The sequence below is a fragment of the Pseudomonas sp. PAMC 26793 genome (genome assembly GCF_000313235.1).
In the GTDB taxonomy this organism is placed as follows: Bacteria; Pseudomonadota; Gammaproteobacteria; order Pseudomonadales; family Pseudomonadaceae; genus Aquipseudomonas; species Aquipseudomonas yamanorum.
Genome location: NZ_AMXG01000049.1, coordinates 26630 through 40911, shown reverse-complemented (window position 1 = coordinate 40911; position 14282 = coordinate 26630). Strand labels below are relative to the sequence as shown.

The window sequence follows — 14282 nt, the reverse complement described above, 5'->3', positions numbered from 1 at the left end:
TAAGCTTATCCACAATTGCTGGGACAAAAATCAGCAATCCGCCCTGGGTCAATTTTCAATCGGCAGGGTGGGTCAGTTTTCAATCAGCGCCAACACATCGCGGTTCGCCATCTCTGCATAACGTGCTTGAGCGTTGTCGACTAGATTGGACTGGAAGATGCCAGCCGCGCTCACGGGCAGAAAGTCTTCGTATACCTACAGACATCGAGCAACTGGAGGAGGATCAATGAGCTCATACGGTGGATACATCGAGAGATTGGCCAGGAAAGTCGAAGCGAGGCTGCAGGACATCGAGGCGATCTACAACTTTGACCTTGGGGATGAATTTGAGGTCGCCATATGCGCTTTGCTGGAGGATATTCTGCCAGCCAAGTACGGCGTGTGCCGGGGTTTTGTTGTAGCTGAAAATGGCGAAAAGGCCGGGGATGACGTCATTATTTACGACAAGATGTCCAGCCCCACCCTGCGCTCCGGTATGAGCCGCCAGTATCCGGTAAAAGAACAAATCCCTGTTGACGCGGTGTACGCCTACATCGAATGCAAGCACTCGATCTCGGATTCAGCGGTATTGGCAAAGGCGGTCAGCCAAGCCGAAGCGGTAAAGAAATTGCTGCTCACACGTCGAGGTCGTACCAACCCTGAGTATCAGGTGGATGGGCCGATCTACAACGGTAGGGTCAGAGATTGGCCCCGCACTTACCCTCCACTCAAAAACCAGCCCTTTTGTGCAGTTTTTGCACGCAAATACTCACCGGACATTTCAGTTCACAACGTCCAGGGTGAGCACGCGCCTGATTTGATGATTCTGGGTAATGATCACATCGCGACTCCTACTGTATACATGGGGGCAGACGGTATCCAATCGTCCCTCTTTTACGACACTAAGTTCGGTGCGCCGCTGTGCGTGGAAGCTGCACCTGGCAACGCCTACGGCTTGGGTCTGGTGATCCTTCTTCAGGCGTTGAGCTGGGTTGAACTGCTGCCGATTGATTGGACTGAGGCGCTGAGCACCACGTTCTTCGACAACCTGCTCAACCGCAAAACCTGACATAAGACCGTAGACTTTACGAACAACGAGCCAGTGGCAGCGACTAAGAAATTCAGACCCTTTGCACCGCATTGGACTCCAGAATATTACTGCAGCACGCGCGGAGTGAAATGGTGCTGCCCCTTTGAGACTCGCAGATAATCACGCAGGGAGGCTCGCCCATTGCCCCTCTGAAACGTTGCCAGTACGTACCGCGAGTTCTCCGTCGTCATCACCCAAAATCGCCCTTCACGTTCGACTTTCAGAACATCAGAAGTACGGATCAAGTGGCCGTCACCAAACCGCCCATACTGGTCTTTACGCTTGTGGCCAAAAACAACACCGATTCCTGCGCGCGACCTGATGGAAACACCGCAAAGGTAGGCGGTCACCGGCACATCAAAGCCTTGCTCCTGGGCTTTAATGATTCGTTTGAGATCGAAATCTGTATGGCGCTTTCCGTGAAAATTGACATCTAGGGTGTCCAGCATCGTTGGGCTCCGGTTGCGTTCTGTATGGAGTTATCAAGAATTGCACACGCAACCAGAGGCGCTGGTTTCGTGGGGAATTACTGGTAAATTTCAGGCTGATCGAATCATGCTTGAGAGAAAGACGGGCCTCAGGTTGGCCAGCCCTTCAATCTTGAAGTCTCGCTGGTGTGAGGTGTGATACACCGCTCCCTTAGCCACTTCCAGCAAGCAAACCTCAGAACCAGACCCGTCCTCCCCAACGGACACTTTGGTTAACCGCTCCATCTGCCAGCCCCCGGACTTATTCATCCAAGATGGCGTCACAGCCATAATCTCGGTGATAGCTAAATCCGCACCTTGGCTTACCAACATTTTTTGAAGCTGGTGGGTGTCGTCAATCATCACCGCGCACTCGCTGGGTCGACCCTCGTTTTCGACGCTAAGGGTTAGGTGATACCAAGGTGTTCGTAGCAGCCTTGACACTCCACGCCAATGGGACACGCCCTCCCCGAACATTCCGGGAACGCCTATCAGGTCGTTGTCTAAGGTTCTGAACATGTGTCGCCTCAAGCTGCTGGAGCACGTCAGTTGCCCAGCAGAACCGGTTGGTAATCAGAAAAGGGAAAATATCGCTTCGATAGAAGCAGACTTACGATGGCCTGGCCCGAGCAGGACGTAGACCGTGTTGCGTGTTTCGAATAGGTAGCCTTCTTTGAAAGCGGTGCCCATGCTTGAGCGCACCCAATGGCCTGGTTCGAAACGCCGCTGCTCGTCGTGCACAACTTTGTGGGCAAAAAGAAAGATTGGCTGGCAGCCTGCGGCGGTAACTTTCGCTCGCTCTTCGTCGGTGACGATGGCGTCTAGGATGATCCATTCCTCGACGGCGCAGAGGGGCATCCATTTGTAGCGCTTTCTGGCTGCATTAAGGGCCTCGTCTATAGAGAGTCTGTAGCCTTCCAGTTCAGTCCCATCATCACCCAGCAGACCATCGTCGATAAAGCTGCCCATCCACTCCTCCCTAAATTGCATGAATTGACAACGCCCCACCGACAGCAGCAGAGATTGATTGCGGCGCAATACTCATATGTCATCTCTGCCAAAGCGCCATCAGTATCAATATATAGATTTGTGTGACGCTAGGCAAACACGGCATACCGTCTACTTTTGCGGGTATGGAAAATGTCGCTGCGTAAATCCTTCGCAGCAGCGCTCAAGCTGCTTCGCACACAACGTGGTTTTTCTCAGGTTGAGATCTCCAAAACCGTTGTGCAATCCCACGTCAGTCAGCTCGAGAGTGCATTGACCACTGCTACAGTCGACGTGAGCTACGAGCTCGCCTGCGCCCTAAGTATTCAACCACTGACGTTGTTCACGCTGACACTCGCTGGACACAAGCAACAGACGGGACGCCAAATTCTTCTAGACTGCTTGGCTGAGCTCGAAAAATTAGATTTAGCGGATACGCTCCTACCAGATGAACCACCCGCAAAAATGACGCCAGCGATGGTAGAAGCTAGAAAGAAGTGGGTCGCAGTACAGGAAATGAAAGCTCAAGGTTTAACCCAAGCAGAGGTGCGCAAGCGACTAGCCCTACCTGAGCCGACAGTACGTAGGCTCTGGCATCGAGAATCGGCGGGAGACTAAGAGGACGGCAGACGAGTGGAACCTTGGATTAGATAGCTATCCATCAACCAGAAAAAGTGCTTTGAGTTGAGATATGCTAAATTGTAAAAGATTTATTTTAAATACGGAGCTACTCCATATTTTCCTGAGGTAAGTTTTATCTATTCAGTTTCTGACGCAAGCCCTCAAGCCGCAATAGGTCATCGTACGTAGCAATCAAGTCCATCGGCCCATGCAAGCCAGCAACCGTGAAATCTTTATCTTCCTCACCTGGCATTTTCGTAACAAACATCCCGCCTGCGCCACTTAATACGTCATCAAGCATACCAATAACGAACTTAAGATCGTCTGATAAGCAAGCATTATCTTTTAGCAATTTCTCGCCATCTAGACTCGATACAGAGTCGCCTGAATAAAGATTTCGGATCGTCAGTTTAAGCTGTTCAATGTGGCCCGCCAGACTAGCATTTCGTATTTTTAGCGCTTCGAAGTCCGAGGAGCTTATCGAGACTGGAACGCAAGATTCCACGTTCTGACCTAGATGCTGCTCAAGGATTTGCCGGTACTTATCATTTCTCAACAGCGTGATGTGACTGATAGGTTTAAAGAATTTAGCTTGCATCTCACTTGGCAAGCCTAAATAGTTCCTTAACTCAATTTCGGCGACGATTTTGGCAACTGCTTTAGCCAAATTAGTTATATTTTCATAGTTAGCAGATGACAAAACATCCAAGGCACTTTGGATACGTGCAATTCGAGCAGCCCTAGCCTCCTCCCTGTGTTCTTCAAATGTATCAACGCGCGATGCCAAGAGATTACCCCTCCGGTAGAATGACCCCAATTTTAGCAGACATGGATTGCACAGGCTTAGCTTCCAAGGACGGATTAGCAGCAGCGTGTCCAATTTTAACCACATCCCTCACATTCAGCACTCCGGCGGTAAGCATGCTCGCAATCTGGGAGGATAGCTGATGGCTCGGAGGCCTGGGGTCGACACGCAACAGTTCTTCAAACTTACCTTGCTGCACAAGCATCATGCCCCGCATGTAAGCAAATTTTTGATCAAGACGCGCACTGTTAACATCGGGAAAGTTTTGAACGTCGATAAGACGCTTCAGCAGGTGCTCACCTTCTGAAAGATGAATTTTCTTATAATGAGCGGTCAACCCTTTCTTGTCCGTGAGAAATAGGCTTTTGACATCCCCATCAGTAGCCATTTTGTAGAGCTGTTGTTCAATTGCTTCAAGTGCACAAGCCTCCCTAGCATGGCGGTCGTATTCGCTATTGAGCGTCTCCTCCACCTGGTGATTCCTAGAGGACGGTTTCAAGTCCTGATATTCCTTCAGCTTGTCCAAGACACCCCGCATCATTTCTTTAGACTTATCCTTCTCGGCACACACAGCTGGCAGATGGTCAACACCTCGAATTGCGTAGGGGCACAGCGCACAAGGCCTACCGAAGCCGATTTGATCCACGACTTCTTTCGGACAGTGGTTACCGAAAGGGCAAATATGACAATTATTATAGGCCAAAGTTGTATATCGCTTGGCGCGCAACACCTCAAGACCATTTTGGCCCTCCCTGACCCCAGTCAGACTCATAAGACCGTGTGTTTCAATAGCCTTAATAGGATCTTGATGAATACTGTCCCGCAACCGGGCATTCAATTGCAGAACTGCCTGCGCCAGCTCGGGTGCTTCTCCACTTTGAAGCTTATCCATATTTTTGATCATATAATCAGCAAGTAATTTCTGGTGATCTGGCATATTTTCATCGTCAAAAATAGTGTAATACCATACAAGCTCTTCGGTTTGCCCTGTCATAAACTGACCGATGATAGAAGGAGGCAAAAAGCGCATTGCATTAGTCACAAATCCAGCACGCAATCCGTGAGGTGTATAAGGGCTACTAAGTCCATCCACTGCAAGCCTGCTCAGAGACAGATCATCGTATTCTGTCATAGGTGCTCTATCATTATCTGCAGACTTAATGAAAACCAAATCTTCACCAGACTCATCTTCCATAATGACTTTGATGAAGTGTTGGAGAATCATCAAGTAAATAGGAAAGTGCCGATTATTTTTCCAGTTACTATCAGTGGTACCCGAGTTACGAAAAAGTGGTTTGTACTTACCAAACTTAGAGCCCTCTGTCATGCCATACCAGAGATCCTCTTTGTAAGATTCAGAGCTGCACGAGTCATACCATTTTTTTTGGCGATCCATAATATGGATCGCATGTCTAGCTACAATAGCCGTCTATTCGCCATGCGACTTATCTGAACTGACAAAAAGTGGAGCTAAAGGACTTTCCCAGTACCGATCCAGCACGCAATCATATTTATCCTTATTAAGCCAAATAAGGTGCTGCTGACGCAGTCCCGTCTCGCACATAAGCTGCGTCAAGCGTACTTCATTAGGAGAGACACACTTTCGCACCTCGCCTTTAATCTCGAAATCAACGACCTTATAGAAGCGAGGCAAGAAATCAAATCTATAGATTTGTTTTTCATGATAAAAAATAGGAGTATAATTTAACAAACCTTGATTTACTTGATCCATCCCCTTGACCTCACGCGAGATTAAACCTGCCCACGCATGGCTGTGCAAAAGTTCGGCCATCGACGGCTGAATCAACGTCCCTTTCATTACTCCATAGTTGATGTCTTTTTCTTCAAGCCACTCAGCCGCAGCCATAAGATTTATATGCTCCACTAGGTATTCAAGACTATAAAGAATACTAAGAAAAGTAGCGAAATATGGCCTTGGAACTGGGCGCTTAACAGTACCCGCACTACTCTGAATTACGGGATAGCAAGCGCTGGTAAAATTACATTTAAATTCATTAGCCTCAGGCAGCACGAGTCTATTCGACTCAACATACTCGCAAAAATGCTGTACGATTAAGACCCTAGAGTAATGCGTCGTATTGACCCATTCATTCGCTTTGGAAAACTCTTCCATATAACCCAAAAAAGTTCTGGGAGGCGTCTTTTCAAATTTAATCACACCATCCAAGAAAACAGATTCGCGCGTAAAATATAGCGCACATGAAAACTCATTAAAATTTGTCGGATAAGCCTCCAATGAACCATCCCGACGAATAAAGAAATTGGGTAAATAAGCCATCAAATAGCTCATAAACAAGCCAATCACAAACATATGATTACCAGATCTTTGCAATCGTTTAGACTTGAGATGAGACTTGAACACCCGATCCATATATCGTGTAAGTCGCTGAACTTCAGGAGCTGACCATTCAAAAAACGGCTGATGATCGTCTTCATCTCTAAAACCGAAAATTGAGCCAATTTTGGATGGTGTTAAATACAAACTGAAAACAATTCCAAAGTTAAAATCCTGCGCCCCCTCCGCTATCTCTTGGGCAATTTTGAATGCAATATCATGCTTTACTTGGGCGGCAGTTTTTACTTTGGGCTTCGGATTGACGCGCCCTTTATAAATCCGTACGGGCTTGGCCTTGCGCTTACACACTTCATATTGCTCAATGATCTGCTCCACCATTTGCTTTTTAGAAGGACTGGCAGCGGAGATGACCATCAAGAAATCATTAATATAATATCGACGGAGCGGGAGCTTTCCAACCCCGTATGCACCATCGAATAACGCTTTGCAGTCACTGTAGTTGACATCTTCTACCGTATAAAAAGTGGTACTCAACAGCATCCTTAGCCAGAAACTTACACGGGTGCTGGCGTTATTGAATTCAGCCCTTTTGTACACACTATTAAGCTTGGACTGTGGATGGGTACCACGAACAATAGTCAGACATTCAACGTCTAGCCTACGACATAAGCTATCAAAGCATTCCGCCTGATTGGTAACTGTCTGTATCCCTAACGGAGCGATAAAAACCTTTCGTGCCCACAGCGTAATAAACACCATGCGAAAAAACTGCGATATCGCGTTATCATATGAAGCTGGGATATGATGGAGTGAGCGATCAATATCCCCGAGACGAAGCTGCCCCCCCCCGAAACGTAGATTGCAGTAACAACTCCACATCAACCTTAGTCCAAGCTCCAAATGTGATACCCCGTATAAACGATGCACTAATCTTATAACCGGAATTGCTTCGATCAACCAAATCATAATAACTACTATACAACATCCGGGTAGTTTCAACCGACTTGCAAAACTCGTACACAACCTGATCATCAGAAACCAGCCACATCGCCTGAACTTTATCTAAATTTACCATTAATTATGCTCTACAAGCTTTAACTTTAGCTGCTCAAGCTCGCACTCCAGGTGTTGAATCTGAACCGCTACAACATTGAAATTTGAAGTAGTCATTCGCAACATATTGATGGCAGCAAACGTTACCTCAAGCATTTTTGCATCCTTACGCGCGTAACGCTCTGTTGACTTAATTGACTTATGTCCCATGAGCGTCTGTACTACCTTTAGCTCCAATCCAAACTTACCTCTACCAGCAGGATTAGGGCAATGATTGACAAGATAATATGCGTACATATGGCGTAAAGAATGAAAGCCATAGCTAGTACCGGTCACAGCGCGTGCTGCATTACTGAACCTCTCCCAGACGGCTTGATACGATAACGGCATTGCACTACCATTTCTGAGGTTACGAAAAAGAAAACGATGTAGAACCGGCCTGCGTCTTATTTTTTCCTTAGCACGCTGCTCTTCATTGTAAAGACCAAAGTTATACCAAAACATAGACGCAAATGGCTCTATAAGAAAAGTCTCAGGTTTATCTCTTCCCTTATGATCGAGCTTATTCAGCTCAGCTTCAGACATATAATCAATAAGAACATCCCGACGCGTGCCAGGGTCTATAATATATATTTTATTTCGCTCGGGATGTTCAATATCAATCTCGATATCATCCATTAGCATGGTAAGCGCTTCTGAAATTCGACAACCTGAAGCTGCGACAAGCGACCAAAGTACCTTGTCCCTAAGGCAAACCGCACTATCAATAAGAGCCTTGCACTTATCAATCGGGAACGCCTTGTCATCCCCACCAAATTCATCTGTGCGCGCCATCGATGACGGTTTAGATTTGGGCGAAAGATTTTGCATTTTGATTTTCTTAGCGCCGCCTGCAATGCACCCTGCCAACCAGCTATTAGCCTTAATGGATGCACTTATAGCTTTAGGAGCGTTAATGTGCCTAGTAATTGTAATAGGCATAATCGAAATTAAAGCTTCAGATACATATCCGCTGCGCTGCATTTGCAAAAGGCCATCTCTCATAGCTTCGCTAGCAGCGATAAATCGATTTACCGCAACAAGATGCACTCCAACTGATGCTCCAGATATGTTTCGGGAGCCCAACGCTTTCGCAGCTTCACGAGCAATCGCCGAATCACTACTCGCCCCAAATACTAAATAGCTCTCGTAGCTATCCAATGCATCATTAAGGAGAGCCGGAGTAAGGCCGCAATTTAGAATGCTAACTTGATGTATGAAGCTGAGGAAATTCTGAACCGCATAGCAGTAAGCTTTAACTGTTCTGAATTTTTTTAATTTGGCTAGTTGGTAAGCCCAGCTATCAAAAAACTCAGACATCGCTTGATCCGGGCAAAGCAAACGGAATGTAGGGATACCGTTGCGAGTAGTTTCATACAGTTCAACGTGCTTCATGACCTGACATCAGCCCTCAGTGTCTTGCTTAAGAGCGAATGGCTCCTAATTTCGGGCGCATCCTTCCACATCAAATCCGTTAACGCAATAAGATGCAATAAATTAGTTGCATCTTAGAGTATGCTCGCGGCATACCCTTTTTTAAACGCTCAATAACGGACGTTTGGAAGGAGTTAAAGTGCTCCCAATAGAGGACTAGCTATATGGGCGTAATGTTTGGTGACAAGCCAAACAGAGGCCTCTGCGCGCATCAGGTCGCGTAAGCAACTCGAACCAGCGTCTGACCTGGCGCTCGGCCTCGCTTGCCAATTTCTGGGCAGGCGCAGGCTTCGGCTAGAATAGGAGTAGGTTTAAATTTACCGCCACAACTGAGCCTTTGATGTCAGCGCAGACCTGGCTCGGATGGACATCGTCATCTCAATGGGGGTTGAACCCTAGACTGATCGCCAAAAAGGAACGGAGGGGGCTGCTCATCTCCTCTGAATGACAATCGGAAAATGAAAAAGCTCTGCGCATTAGTAGGGCATTTTCAAGAAGGCGAATTGGTCAGTCTTCCTCCCTTGAGCAAGATGAGTTCTCTCGCTCGAAACCACCCAGCGACCTCTTTCGCCCATCAAGACTCAGTCAGTGAAGGAAATTTCTGCCATAGCATGTGAACGCTGGCGAAGAACGGTGAGAATGAAAGGCTTCTTCAAACGCGCTCGGCAAGACGCCATCTGACAGCCCCAAAAGGCGCAACAGAAAAGATTGCACCTTAAATATGCAATAGCTGGCACTACCCCGTCACCGACAATTGCTAAAATAGAGAGCAAAAAAAGGGCTTAGATCTTCATCTAAGCCCTTGATTTTATTGAATTCGCGGCGGGAAACCAGGGATTCGAACCCTGGGAACGCTATTAACGTTCGCCGGTTTTCAAGACCGGTGCATTAAACCACTCTGCCAATTTCCCGTATTCCGTGATGCGTGCTACGTAAGGTGCAACTACCACCAGCCTTAGATAAGAACCCTGGAGACGCTATTAACGTCCGCCGGTTTTCAAGACCGGTGCATTCAACCACTCTGCCAATTTCCCTTGTGCAACACAGGATTAGCGTAGCCCATCCTGTGTCAGCGGGCGCCATAATACCCGAATGAAACACACTGTCAAACTCTCGCCATAGCTTGTTACAGAGCGTCTGTTATGATCCTTGCGACTGAATGTTTCAAAACTGAAGGAGTGTCGCCATGCGCGAACAAAATTACGCAGTGAATGGAAACGCGCAGGCTGAGCAGCTAGAAGTTAGCCGCGTCCTGCGCAATACATACGGCTTGCTCGCTCTCACCCTCGCTTTCAGCGGCGTGATGGCCTTCGTGGCCCAGCAAATGCGCGTCGGCTACCCGAATATCTTCGTCGTGTTGATAGGCTTCTATGGTCTGTTCTTCCTGACCAACAAGCTGCGCGACTCGGCCTGGGGCCTGGTGTCGGCGTTTGCCTTGACCGGTTTCATGGGCTTTATCCTCGGCCCGATCCTCAACCGTTACCTCGGCATGGCCGGCGGCGCGGAAGTGGTCAGCTCGGCATTTGCCATGACTGCCCTGGTATTTGGCGGCCTGTCGGCTTACGTGCTGATCTCCCGCAAGGACATGAGCTTCCTGGGTGGTTTCATCACCGCCGGTTTCTTCGTGTTGCTGGCTGCCGTGCTGGCAGGCATGTTCTTCCAGATCAGCGGCCTGCAATTGGCGATCAGCGCCGGTTTCGTGCTGTTCTCCTCGGCGTGCATCCTGTTCCAGACCAGCGCGATCATCCAGGGTGGCGAGCGTAACTACATCATGGCCACCATCAGCCTGTATGTATCGATCTACAACCTGTTTATCAGCCTGTTGCAGATCTTCGGCATCATGGGCCGCGACGACTGATCGCAGCCACATGCAAAAAGCCCGCTTCGGCGGGCTTTTTGTTGTCTGCGGCTTTATCATTGCCACAGGTTTTGCCTTCAGAGTGTTCCATGAAGTTCGCGATTGCGCTTTTTTCCGCCGCCCATGCGCCCTCCTCGCGCCGTGCCTTGCTGTTCGCCCAGGCGGCGCTGGCCGGCGGGCATGAAATTGTGCGGCTGTTTTTTTATCAGGATGGCGTCTACAGCGCATCCACCAACATTGTTGCGCCGCAGGATGAGCAGGATATCGCCCGTCAGTGGCGCGAGTTTGTCAGCGAGCATCAGCTTGATGGCGTGGTGTGCATCGCGGCGGCCCTGCGTCGTGGGGTGCTGAATGCCGAAGAGGCCACCCGCTATCAGCGCAGCGCGGTGAATCTGGAGGCGCCTTGGGCGCTGTCCGGGCTTGGGCAACTGCATGACGCCGCCCAGGCCGCTGACCGTTTGATCTGCTTTGGAGGGCCGTGACATGTCGAAATCCTTGCTGGTGATCAGCCGACAGGCACCGTGGTCCGGCCCCAGTGCCCGTGAAGCGCTGGATATCGTACTGGCTGGCGGCGCGTTTGATTTGCCGATTGGCCTGTTGTTTCTGGACGACGGCGTGTTTCAACTGGCCGCAAGCCAGGACGCCAAGGCCGTGCAGCAGAAAGACCTCAGCGCCAACCTCCAGGCCCTGGAGTTGTTTGGGGTTGAGGATGTGTTTGCCTGCAGCCATAGCCTCACCGAGCGTGGCCTGACCGCATCCGGCAACGCGCAGCCGCTGAGCAGCGAACAGATCTCACAAATGATTGACCGTTACGACCAGGTGATTACCCTCTGATGTCGACTTTGCATGTGGTCTCCCACTCCCCCTTTGCCGATAGCCGGCTGGACAGCTGCCTGCGCCTCTGTGGCGCCTCGGATGCGATCCTGCTGTGTGGCGACGGTGCCTACGCCCTGCAACCCGCCAGCGCACCCTGCCAAGCCCTGCAAGCCAAGGGCATAAAGGTGTTTGTACTGGCCGAAGACAGTCAGGCGCGCAGTCTCGCCGTGCCTGCGTGGGCCGCCAGCGTCGATTACCCGGCCTTCGTCCAGCTGTCGATCGATTACGACAAGGTCAACACCTGGCTATGAACACCCTGACCGTAGGCGAACGCACCCTCGAACTGGACAAGGACGGCTACCTCGTCGACTTGAACGCGTGGTCCAGCGACGTGGCCAACGCCCTCGCCACCGCAGAAGACCTGGAGCTGAGCCCGGAACACTGGGAAATTCTCGAACTGCTGCGAGGCTTCTATAGCGAATTCCAGCTGTCCCCCGCCACTCGCCCGCTGATCAAATACACCGCCTTGAAGCTGGGCCCGGAAAAGGGCAACAGCCTGCACCTCAACCGACTGTTCAAAGGCACTCCCGCCAAACTCGCCGCCAAGCTGGCGGGCCTGCCCAGGCCGACGAATTGCTTATGACTGATTTTGCCCCGTTGATCACTGAAGCCCCTGCCGAACATCCGTTCGCACAGTTCGTGCGCATCCTTGGCAAAGGCAAGCGCGGCGCCCGTAACCTCACCCGTGAGGAAGCCCGGGAAGCCATGGGCATGCTGCTGGACGAGAAGGTCGAAGACACCCAACTCGGCGCCTTCCTGATGCTGTTGCGGCACAAGGAAGAAAGCCCGGAAGAACTCGCCGGTTTCACCGAAGCCGTGCGCGAACGCTTGAATGCACCGTCACTCAATGTGGATGTCGACTGGCCTACCTACGCCGGTAAAAAACGCCACCTGCCGTGGTACCTGCTGGCAGCCAAGTGCCTGGCACAGAACGGCGTGCGCATCTTGATGCACGGCGGCGGCGCACATACCGCAGGCCGGCTCTACACCGAGCAATTGCTGGAAGGCTTGCAGATTCCGTTGTGCCGCAACTGGCAACAGGTCGAGGCCGCCCTTGAGCAGGGCAACCTGGCATTTATTCCCCTGGGAGATTGGGCACCGCAACTGCAGCGCATGATCGACCTGCGCAACACCCTGGGCCTGCGTTCGCCGATCCACTCCCTCGCGCGCATCCTCAACCCGTTGAGCGCCCGCTGCGGCCTGCAAAGCATCTTCCACCCGGGCTACCAGGGCGTGCACCGCGATGCCAGCGGCTTGCTCGGTGACAACACCATCGTGGTCAAGGGCGACGGCGGCGAGATCGAGATCAACCCGGACACCATCAGCCACCTGTACGGCACCACCGGCGGCGAAAGCTGGGATGAAGAGTGGCCTGCCCTCTCCGCCCAGCGCCACGTCAAACCTGCCGCCCTGGAGCCCGAGCACCTCAAGGCGCTATGGCGCGGCGACGTGCAGGACAGCTACCCGCAACTGGCATTGATCGCCACCATGGCCCTGGCCTTGCGCGGCCTCGGCCACCCGCGGGAACAGGCGTTCGAACTGGCCCAGCAGTACTGGGATGCCCGGGACAAATCGATTTAGTCGATCATTAACCCCCAGCCTTTGCGCTTTTTGTTCGAACTCAGACCTTTAGACTGCACTCCTACGCTTATTAGCCAAGGAGTCAGTCATGGGTTTGCTGATCGAAGGACGCTGGCATGACCAGTGGTACGAAAGTAGCGCAGACGGCGCCTTCCAACGGGAGCAGGCGCAACGCCGCAACTGGGTGACCGCCGATGGCGAGCCCGGCCCGACCGGCGAAGGCGGTTTCGCGGCCGAAGCCGGCCGCTACCATCTGTACGTCTCCCTCGCCTGCCCTTGGGCACACCGCACATTGATCCTGCGCAAGCTAAAAGGCCTGGAAAGCCTGATCGATGTGTCCGTGGTCAGTTGGTTAATGCTCGAGAACGGCTGGACCTTCGACAAGGCCCACGGCTCCAGCGGCGACAAACTCGACGACTTCTCCTACATGCACCAACGCTATACCGCCGACACCGCCAACTACACCGGGCGCGTCACGGTGCCGGTGTTGTGGGACAAGAAGCTCAAGCGGATTGTCAGCAATGAATCGGCGGAGATTATCCGCATGTTCAACAGTGCGTTTAATGAACTGACCGGCAATCAACTGGACTTCTATCCCGAGGCCCAGCGTTCAACCATCGATGCACTGAACGACCGGATCTATCCCGCCGTGAACAACGGTGTATACCGCGCAGGTTTTGCCACGTCGCAAAAAGCGTATGAAGCCGCATTTGATGATGCGTTTGCCGAACTGGATCACCTTGAACAGCACTTGGGTAAGCACCGTTACTTAGCGGGGGAGTACCTGACTGAAGCCGATGTAAGGCTTTTCACCACGGCGATTCGGTTTGATGCGGTGTACTACAGCCACTTCAAATGCAACCTGCGACGGATTGCGGACTATCCGAATTTGTCGAATTGGCTAAGGGAGCTGTATCAGTGGCCGGGGATTGCTGAGACGGTGGATTTTGCTCACATCAAGGGGCACTACTACGCCAGTCATCGCACGATTAATCCGACGGGGATTGTGCCGAAGGGGCCGTTGCAGACGTTTGATGTGGAGCATGACCGCGAGCGGTTGAGCGGGAAAGGTATCTTGAACTGAAACACCCTGTGGCGAGGGAGCTTGCTCCCGCTGGAGTGCGAAGCGCTCCCAGGATTTTGGGGCCGCTGCGCAGCCCAGCGGGAGCAAGCTC

General features: G+C 51.2%; 16 protein-coding genes, 1 tRNA gene and 1 pseudogene. 9 read left to right on the top strand and 9 right to left on the bottom strand.

All coding sequences use genetic code 11. The annotated features are described in order from the left end of the window. Window positions 1-96: 96 nt before the first annotated feature. Window positions 97-195 (bottom strand): annotated as a pseudogene (locus D109_RS1000000135375) (2-oxoadipate dioxygenase/decarboxylase family protein); the annotation flags it as partial. A 31-nt stretch (window positions 196-226) separates the two neighbouring features. Between D109_RS1000000135375 and D109_RS0126520 the strand changes: the two are divergent. Then, window positions 227-1048 (top strand): DUF6602 domain-containing protein, encoded by an 822-nt coding sequence (locus D109_RS0126520; protein ID WP_017479540.1) that lies wholly within the window; start codon window positions 227-229, stop codon window positions 1046-1048. A gap of 86 nt (window positions 1049-1134) precedes the next feature. Here D109_RS0126520 and D109_RS0126515 read toward each other — a convergent pair whose 3' ends face one another. From D109_RS0126515 to D109_RS0126505, 3 genes are all read right to left on the bottom strand, one after another. After that, complete coding sequence (locus D109_RS0126515; RefSeq protein WP_017479539.1) at window positions 1135-1518, bottom strand: hypothetical protein; 384 nt, start codon at window positions 1516-1518, stop codon at window positions 1135-1137. 90 nt (window positions 1519-1608) lie between these two features. After that, window positions 1609-1899 (bottom strand): hypothetical protein, encoded by a 291-nt coding sequence (locus D109_RS0126510; protein WP_256219587.1) that lies wholly within the window; start codon window positions 1897-1899, stop codon window positions 1609-1611. 210 nt (window positions 1900-2109) lie between these two features. Beyond that, entirely contained in the window at window positions 2110-2505 is a 396-nt protein-coding gene (locus D109_RS0126505) for a hypothetical protein (protein WP_017479537.1), read from the bottom strand. 171 nt (window positions 2506-2676) lie between these two features. Between D109_RS0126505 and D109_RS0126500 the strand changes: the two genes are divergently transcribed. Further along, the gene (locus tag D109_RS0126500) at window positions 2677-3141 is read left to right on the top strand and encodes a helix-turn-helix domain-containing protein (protein ID WP_017479536.1); all 465 of its coding nucleotides are present in this window, start codon (window positions 2677-2679) and stop codon (window positions 3139-3141) included. A gap of 136 nt (window positions 3142-3277) precedes the next feature. Here D109_RS0126500 and D109_RS0126495 read toward each other — a convergent pair whose 3' ends face one another. The 5 genes from D109_RS0126495 to D109_RS0126470 form a co-directional block, all read right to left on the bottom strand. Then, entirely contained in the window at window positions 3278-3931 is a 654-nt protein-coding gene (locus D109_RS0126495) for a hypothetical protein (protein ID WP_152416409.1), read from the bottom strand. 4 nt (window positions 3932-3935) lie between these two features. Beyond that, entirely contained in the window at window positions 3936-5345 is a 1410-nt protein-coding gene (locus D109_RS0126490) for a hypothetical protein (protein ID WP_152416408.1), read from the bottom strand. Between the two features lie 33 nt (window positions 5346-5378). Beyond that, window positions 5379-6800 (bottom strand): hypothetical protein, encoded by a 1422-nt coding sequence (locus D109_RS0126485; RefSeq protein WP_152416407.1) that lies wholly within the window; start codon window positions 6798-6800, stop codon window positions 5379-5381. 540 nt (window positions 6801-7340) lie between these two features. Further along, the gene (locus tag D109_RS01000000132165; RefSeq protein WP_032869068.1) at window positions 7341-8753 is read right to left on the bottom strand and encodes a site-specific integrase; all 1413 of its coding nucleotides are present in this window, start codon (window positions 8751-8753) and stop codon (window positions 7341-7343) included. A gap of 862 nt (window positions 8754-9615) precedes the next feature. Beyond that, window positions 9616-9703 (bottom strand) — tRNA-Ser (locus D109_RS0126470). A gap of 275 nt (window positions 9704-9978) precedes the next feature. On the opposite strand from D109_RS0126470, the gene D109_RS0126465 reads away from it, so the two are divergent. The 7 genes from D109_RS0126465 (at window position 9979) to D109_RS0126430 (ending at window position 14191) form a co-directional block, all read left to right on the top strand. Next, window positions 9979-10650, top strand: a complete 672-nt coding sequence (locus tag D109_RS0126465) for a Bax inhibitor-1/YccA family protein (RefSeq protein ID WP_003219636.1) — start codon at window positions 9979-9981, stop codon at window positions 10648-10650. A gap of 89 nt (window positions 10651-10739) precedes the next feature. Further along, a complete protein-coding gene (gene tusD, locus D109_RS0126455; RefSeq protein ID WP_017479530.1) occupies window positions 10740-11132 on the top strand; it encodes a sulfurtransferase complex subunit TusD in 393 nt (130 codons plus the stop codon). Window position 11133: 1 nt separating this feature from the next. Beyond that, window positions 11134-11484, top strand: coding sequence for a sulfurtransferase complex subunit TusC (tusC, locus tag D109_RS0126450; protein WP_017479529.1), 351 nt, complete (start codon window positions 11134-11136; stop codon window positions 11482-11484). After that, a complete protein-coding gene (gene tusB, locus D109_RS0126445; protein WP_017479528.1) occupies window positions 11484-11777 on the top strand; it encodes a sulfurtransferase complex subunit TusB in 294 nt (97 codons plus the stop codon). Before tusC ends, tusB begins: the two co-directional genes overlap by 1 nt. Beyond that, a complete protein-coding gene (locus tag D109_RS0126440) occupies window positions 11774-12109 on the top strand; it encodes a TusE/DsrC/DsvC family sulfur relay protein (protein WP_017479527.1) in 336 nt (111 codons plus the stop codon). Before tusB ends, D109_RS0126440 begins: the two co-directional genes overlap by 4 nt. Further along, window positions 12106-13107 (top strand): glycosyl transferase family protein, encoded by a 1002-nt coding sequence (locus tag D109_RS0126435; protein ID WP_017479526.1) that lies wholly within the window; start codon window positions 12106-12108, stop codon window positions 13105-13107. Before D109_RS0126440 ends, D109_RS0126435 begins: the two co-directional genes overlap by 4 nt. A gap of 88 nt (window positions 13108-13195) precedes the next feature. Next, window positions 13196-14191, top strand: coding sequence for a glutathione S-transferase family protein (locus D109_RS0126430; RefSeq protein WP_017479525.1), 996 nt, complete (start codon window positions 13196-13198; stop codon window positions 14189-14191). Window positions 14192-14282 lie beyond the last annotated feature (91 nt).

Bases quoted from the DNA above. Each gene is read 5' to 3' on its own strand.
- D109_RS0126520 (WP_017479540.1), top strand. From the start codon at position 227: ATGAGCTCATACGGTGGATACATCGAGAGATTGGCCAGGAAAGTCGAA.
- D109_RS0126490 (WP_152416408.1), bottom strand. From the start codon at position 5,345: ATGGATCGCCAAAAAAAATGGTATGACTCGTGCAGCTCTGAATCTTAC.
- tusC (WP_017479529.1), top strand. From the start codon at position 11,134: ATGTCGAAATCCTTGCTGGTGATCAGCCGACAGGCACCGTGGTCCGGC.
- D109_RS0126510 (WP_256219587.1), bottom strand. From the start codon at position 1,899: ATGATTGACGACACCCACCAGCTTCAAAAAATGTTGGTAAGCCAAGGT.
- D109_RS0126505 (WP_017479537.1), bottom strand. From the start codon at position 2,505: ATGGGCAGCTTTATCGACGATGGTCTGCTGGGTGATGATGGGACTGAA.
- D109_RS0126500 (WP_017479536.1), top strand. From the start codon at position 2,677: ATGTCGCTGCGTAAATCCTTCGCAGCAGCGCTCAAGCTGCTTCGCACA.
- tusB (WP_017479528.1), top strand. From the start codon at position 11,484: ATGTCGACTTTGCATGTGGTCTCCCACTCCCCCTTTGCCGATAGCCGG.
- D109_RS0126465 (WP_003219636.1), top strand. From the start codon at position 9,979: ATGCGCGAACAAAATTACGCAGTGAATGGAAACGCGCAGGCTGAGCAG.
- D109_RS0126430 (WP_017479525.1), top strand. From the start codon at position 13,196: ATGGGTTTGCTGATCGAAGGACGCTGGCATGACCAGTGGTACGAAAGT.
- D109_RS0126440 (WP_017479527.1), top strand. From the start codon at position 11,774: ATGAACACCCTGACCGTAGGCGAACGCACCCTCGAACTGGACAAGGAC.
- D109_RS0126515 (WP_017479539.1), bottom strand. From the start codon at position 1,518: ATGCTGGACACCCTAGATGTCAATTTTCACGGAAAGCGCCATACAGAT.
- D109_RS0126435 (WP_017479526.1), top strand. From the start codon at position 12,106: ATGACTGATTTTGCCCCGTTGATCACTGAAGCCCCTGCCGAACATCCG.
- D109_RS01000000132165 (WP_032869068.1), bottom strand. From the start codon at position 8,753: ATGAAGCACGTTGAACTGTATGAAACTACTCGCAACGGTATCCCTACA.
- tusD (WP_017479530.1), top strand. From the start codon at position 10,740: ATGAAGTTCGCGATTGCGCTTTTTTCCGCCGCCCATGCGCCCTCCTCG.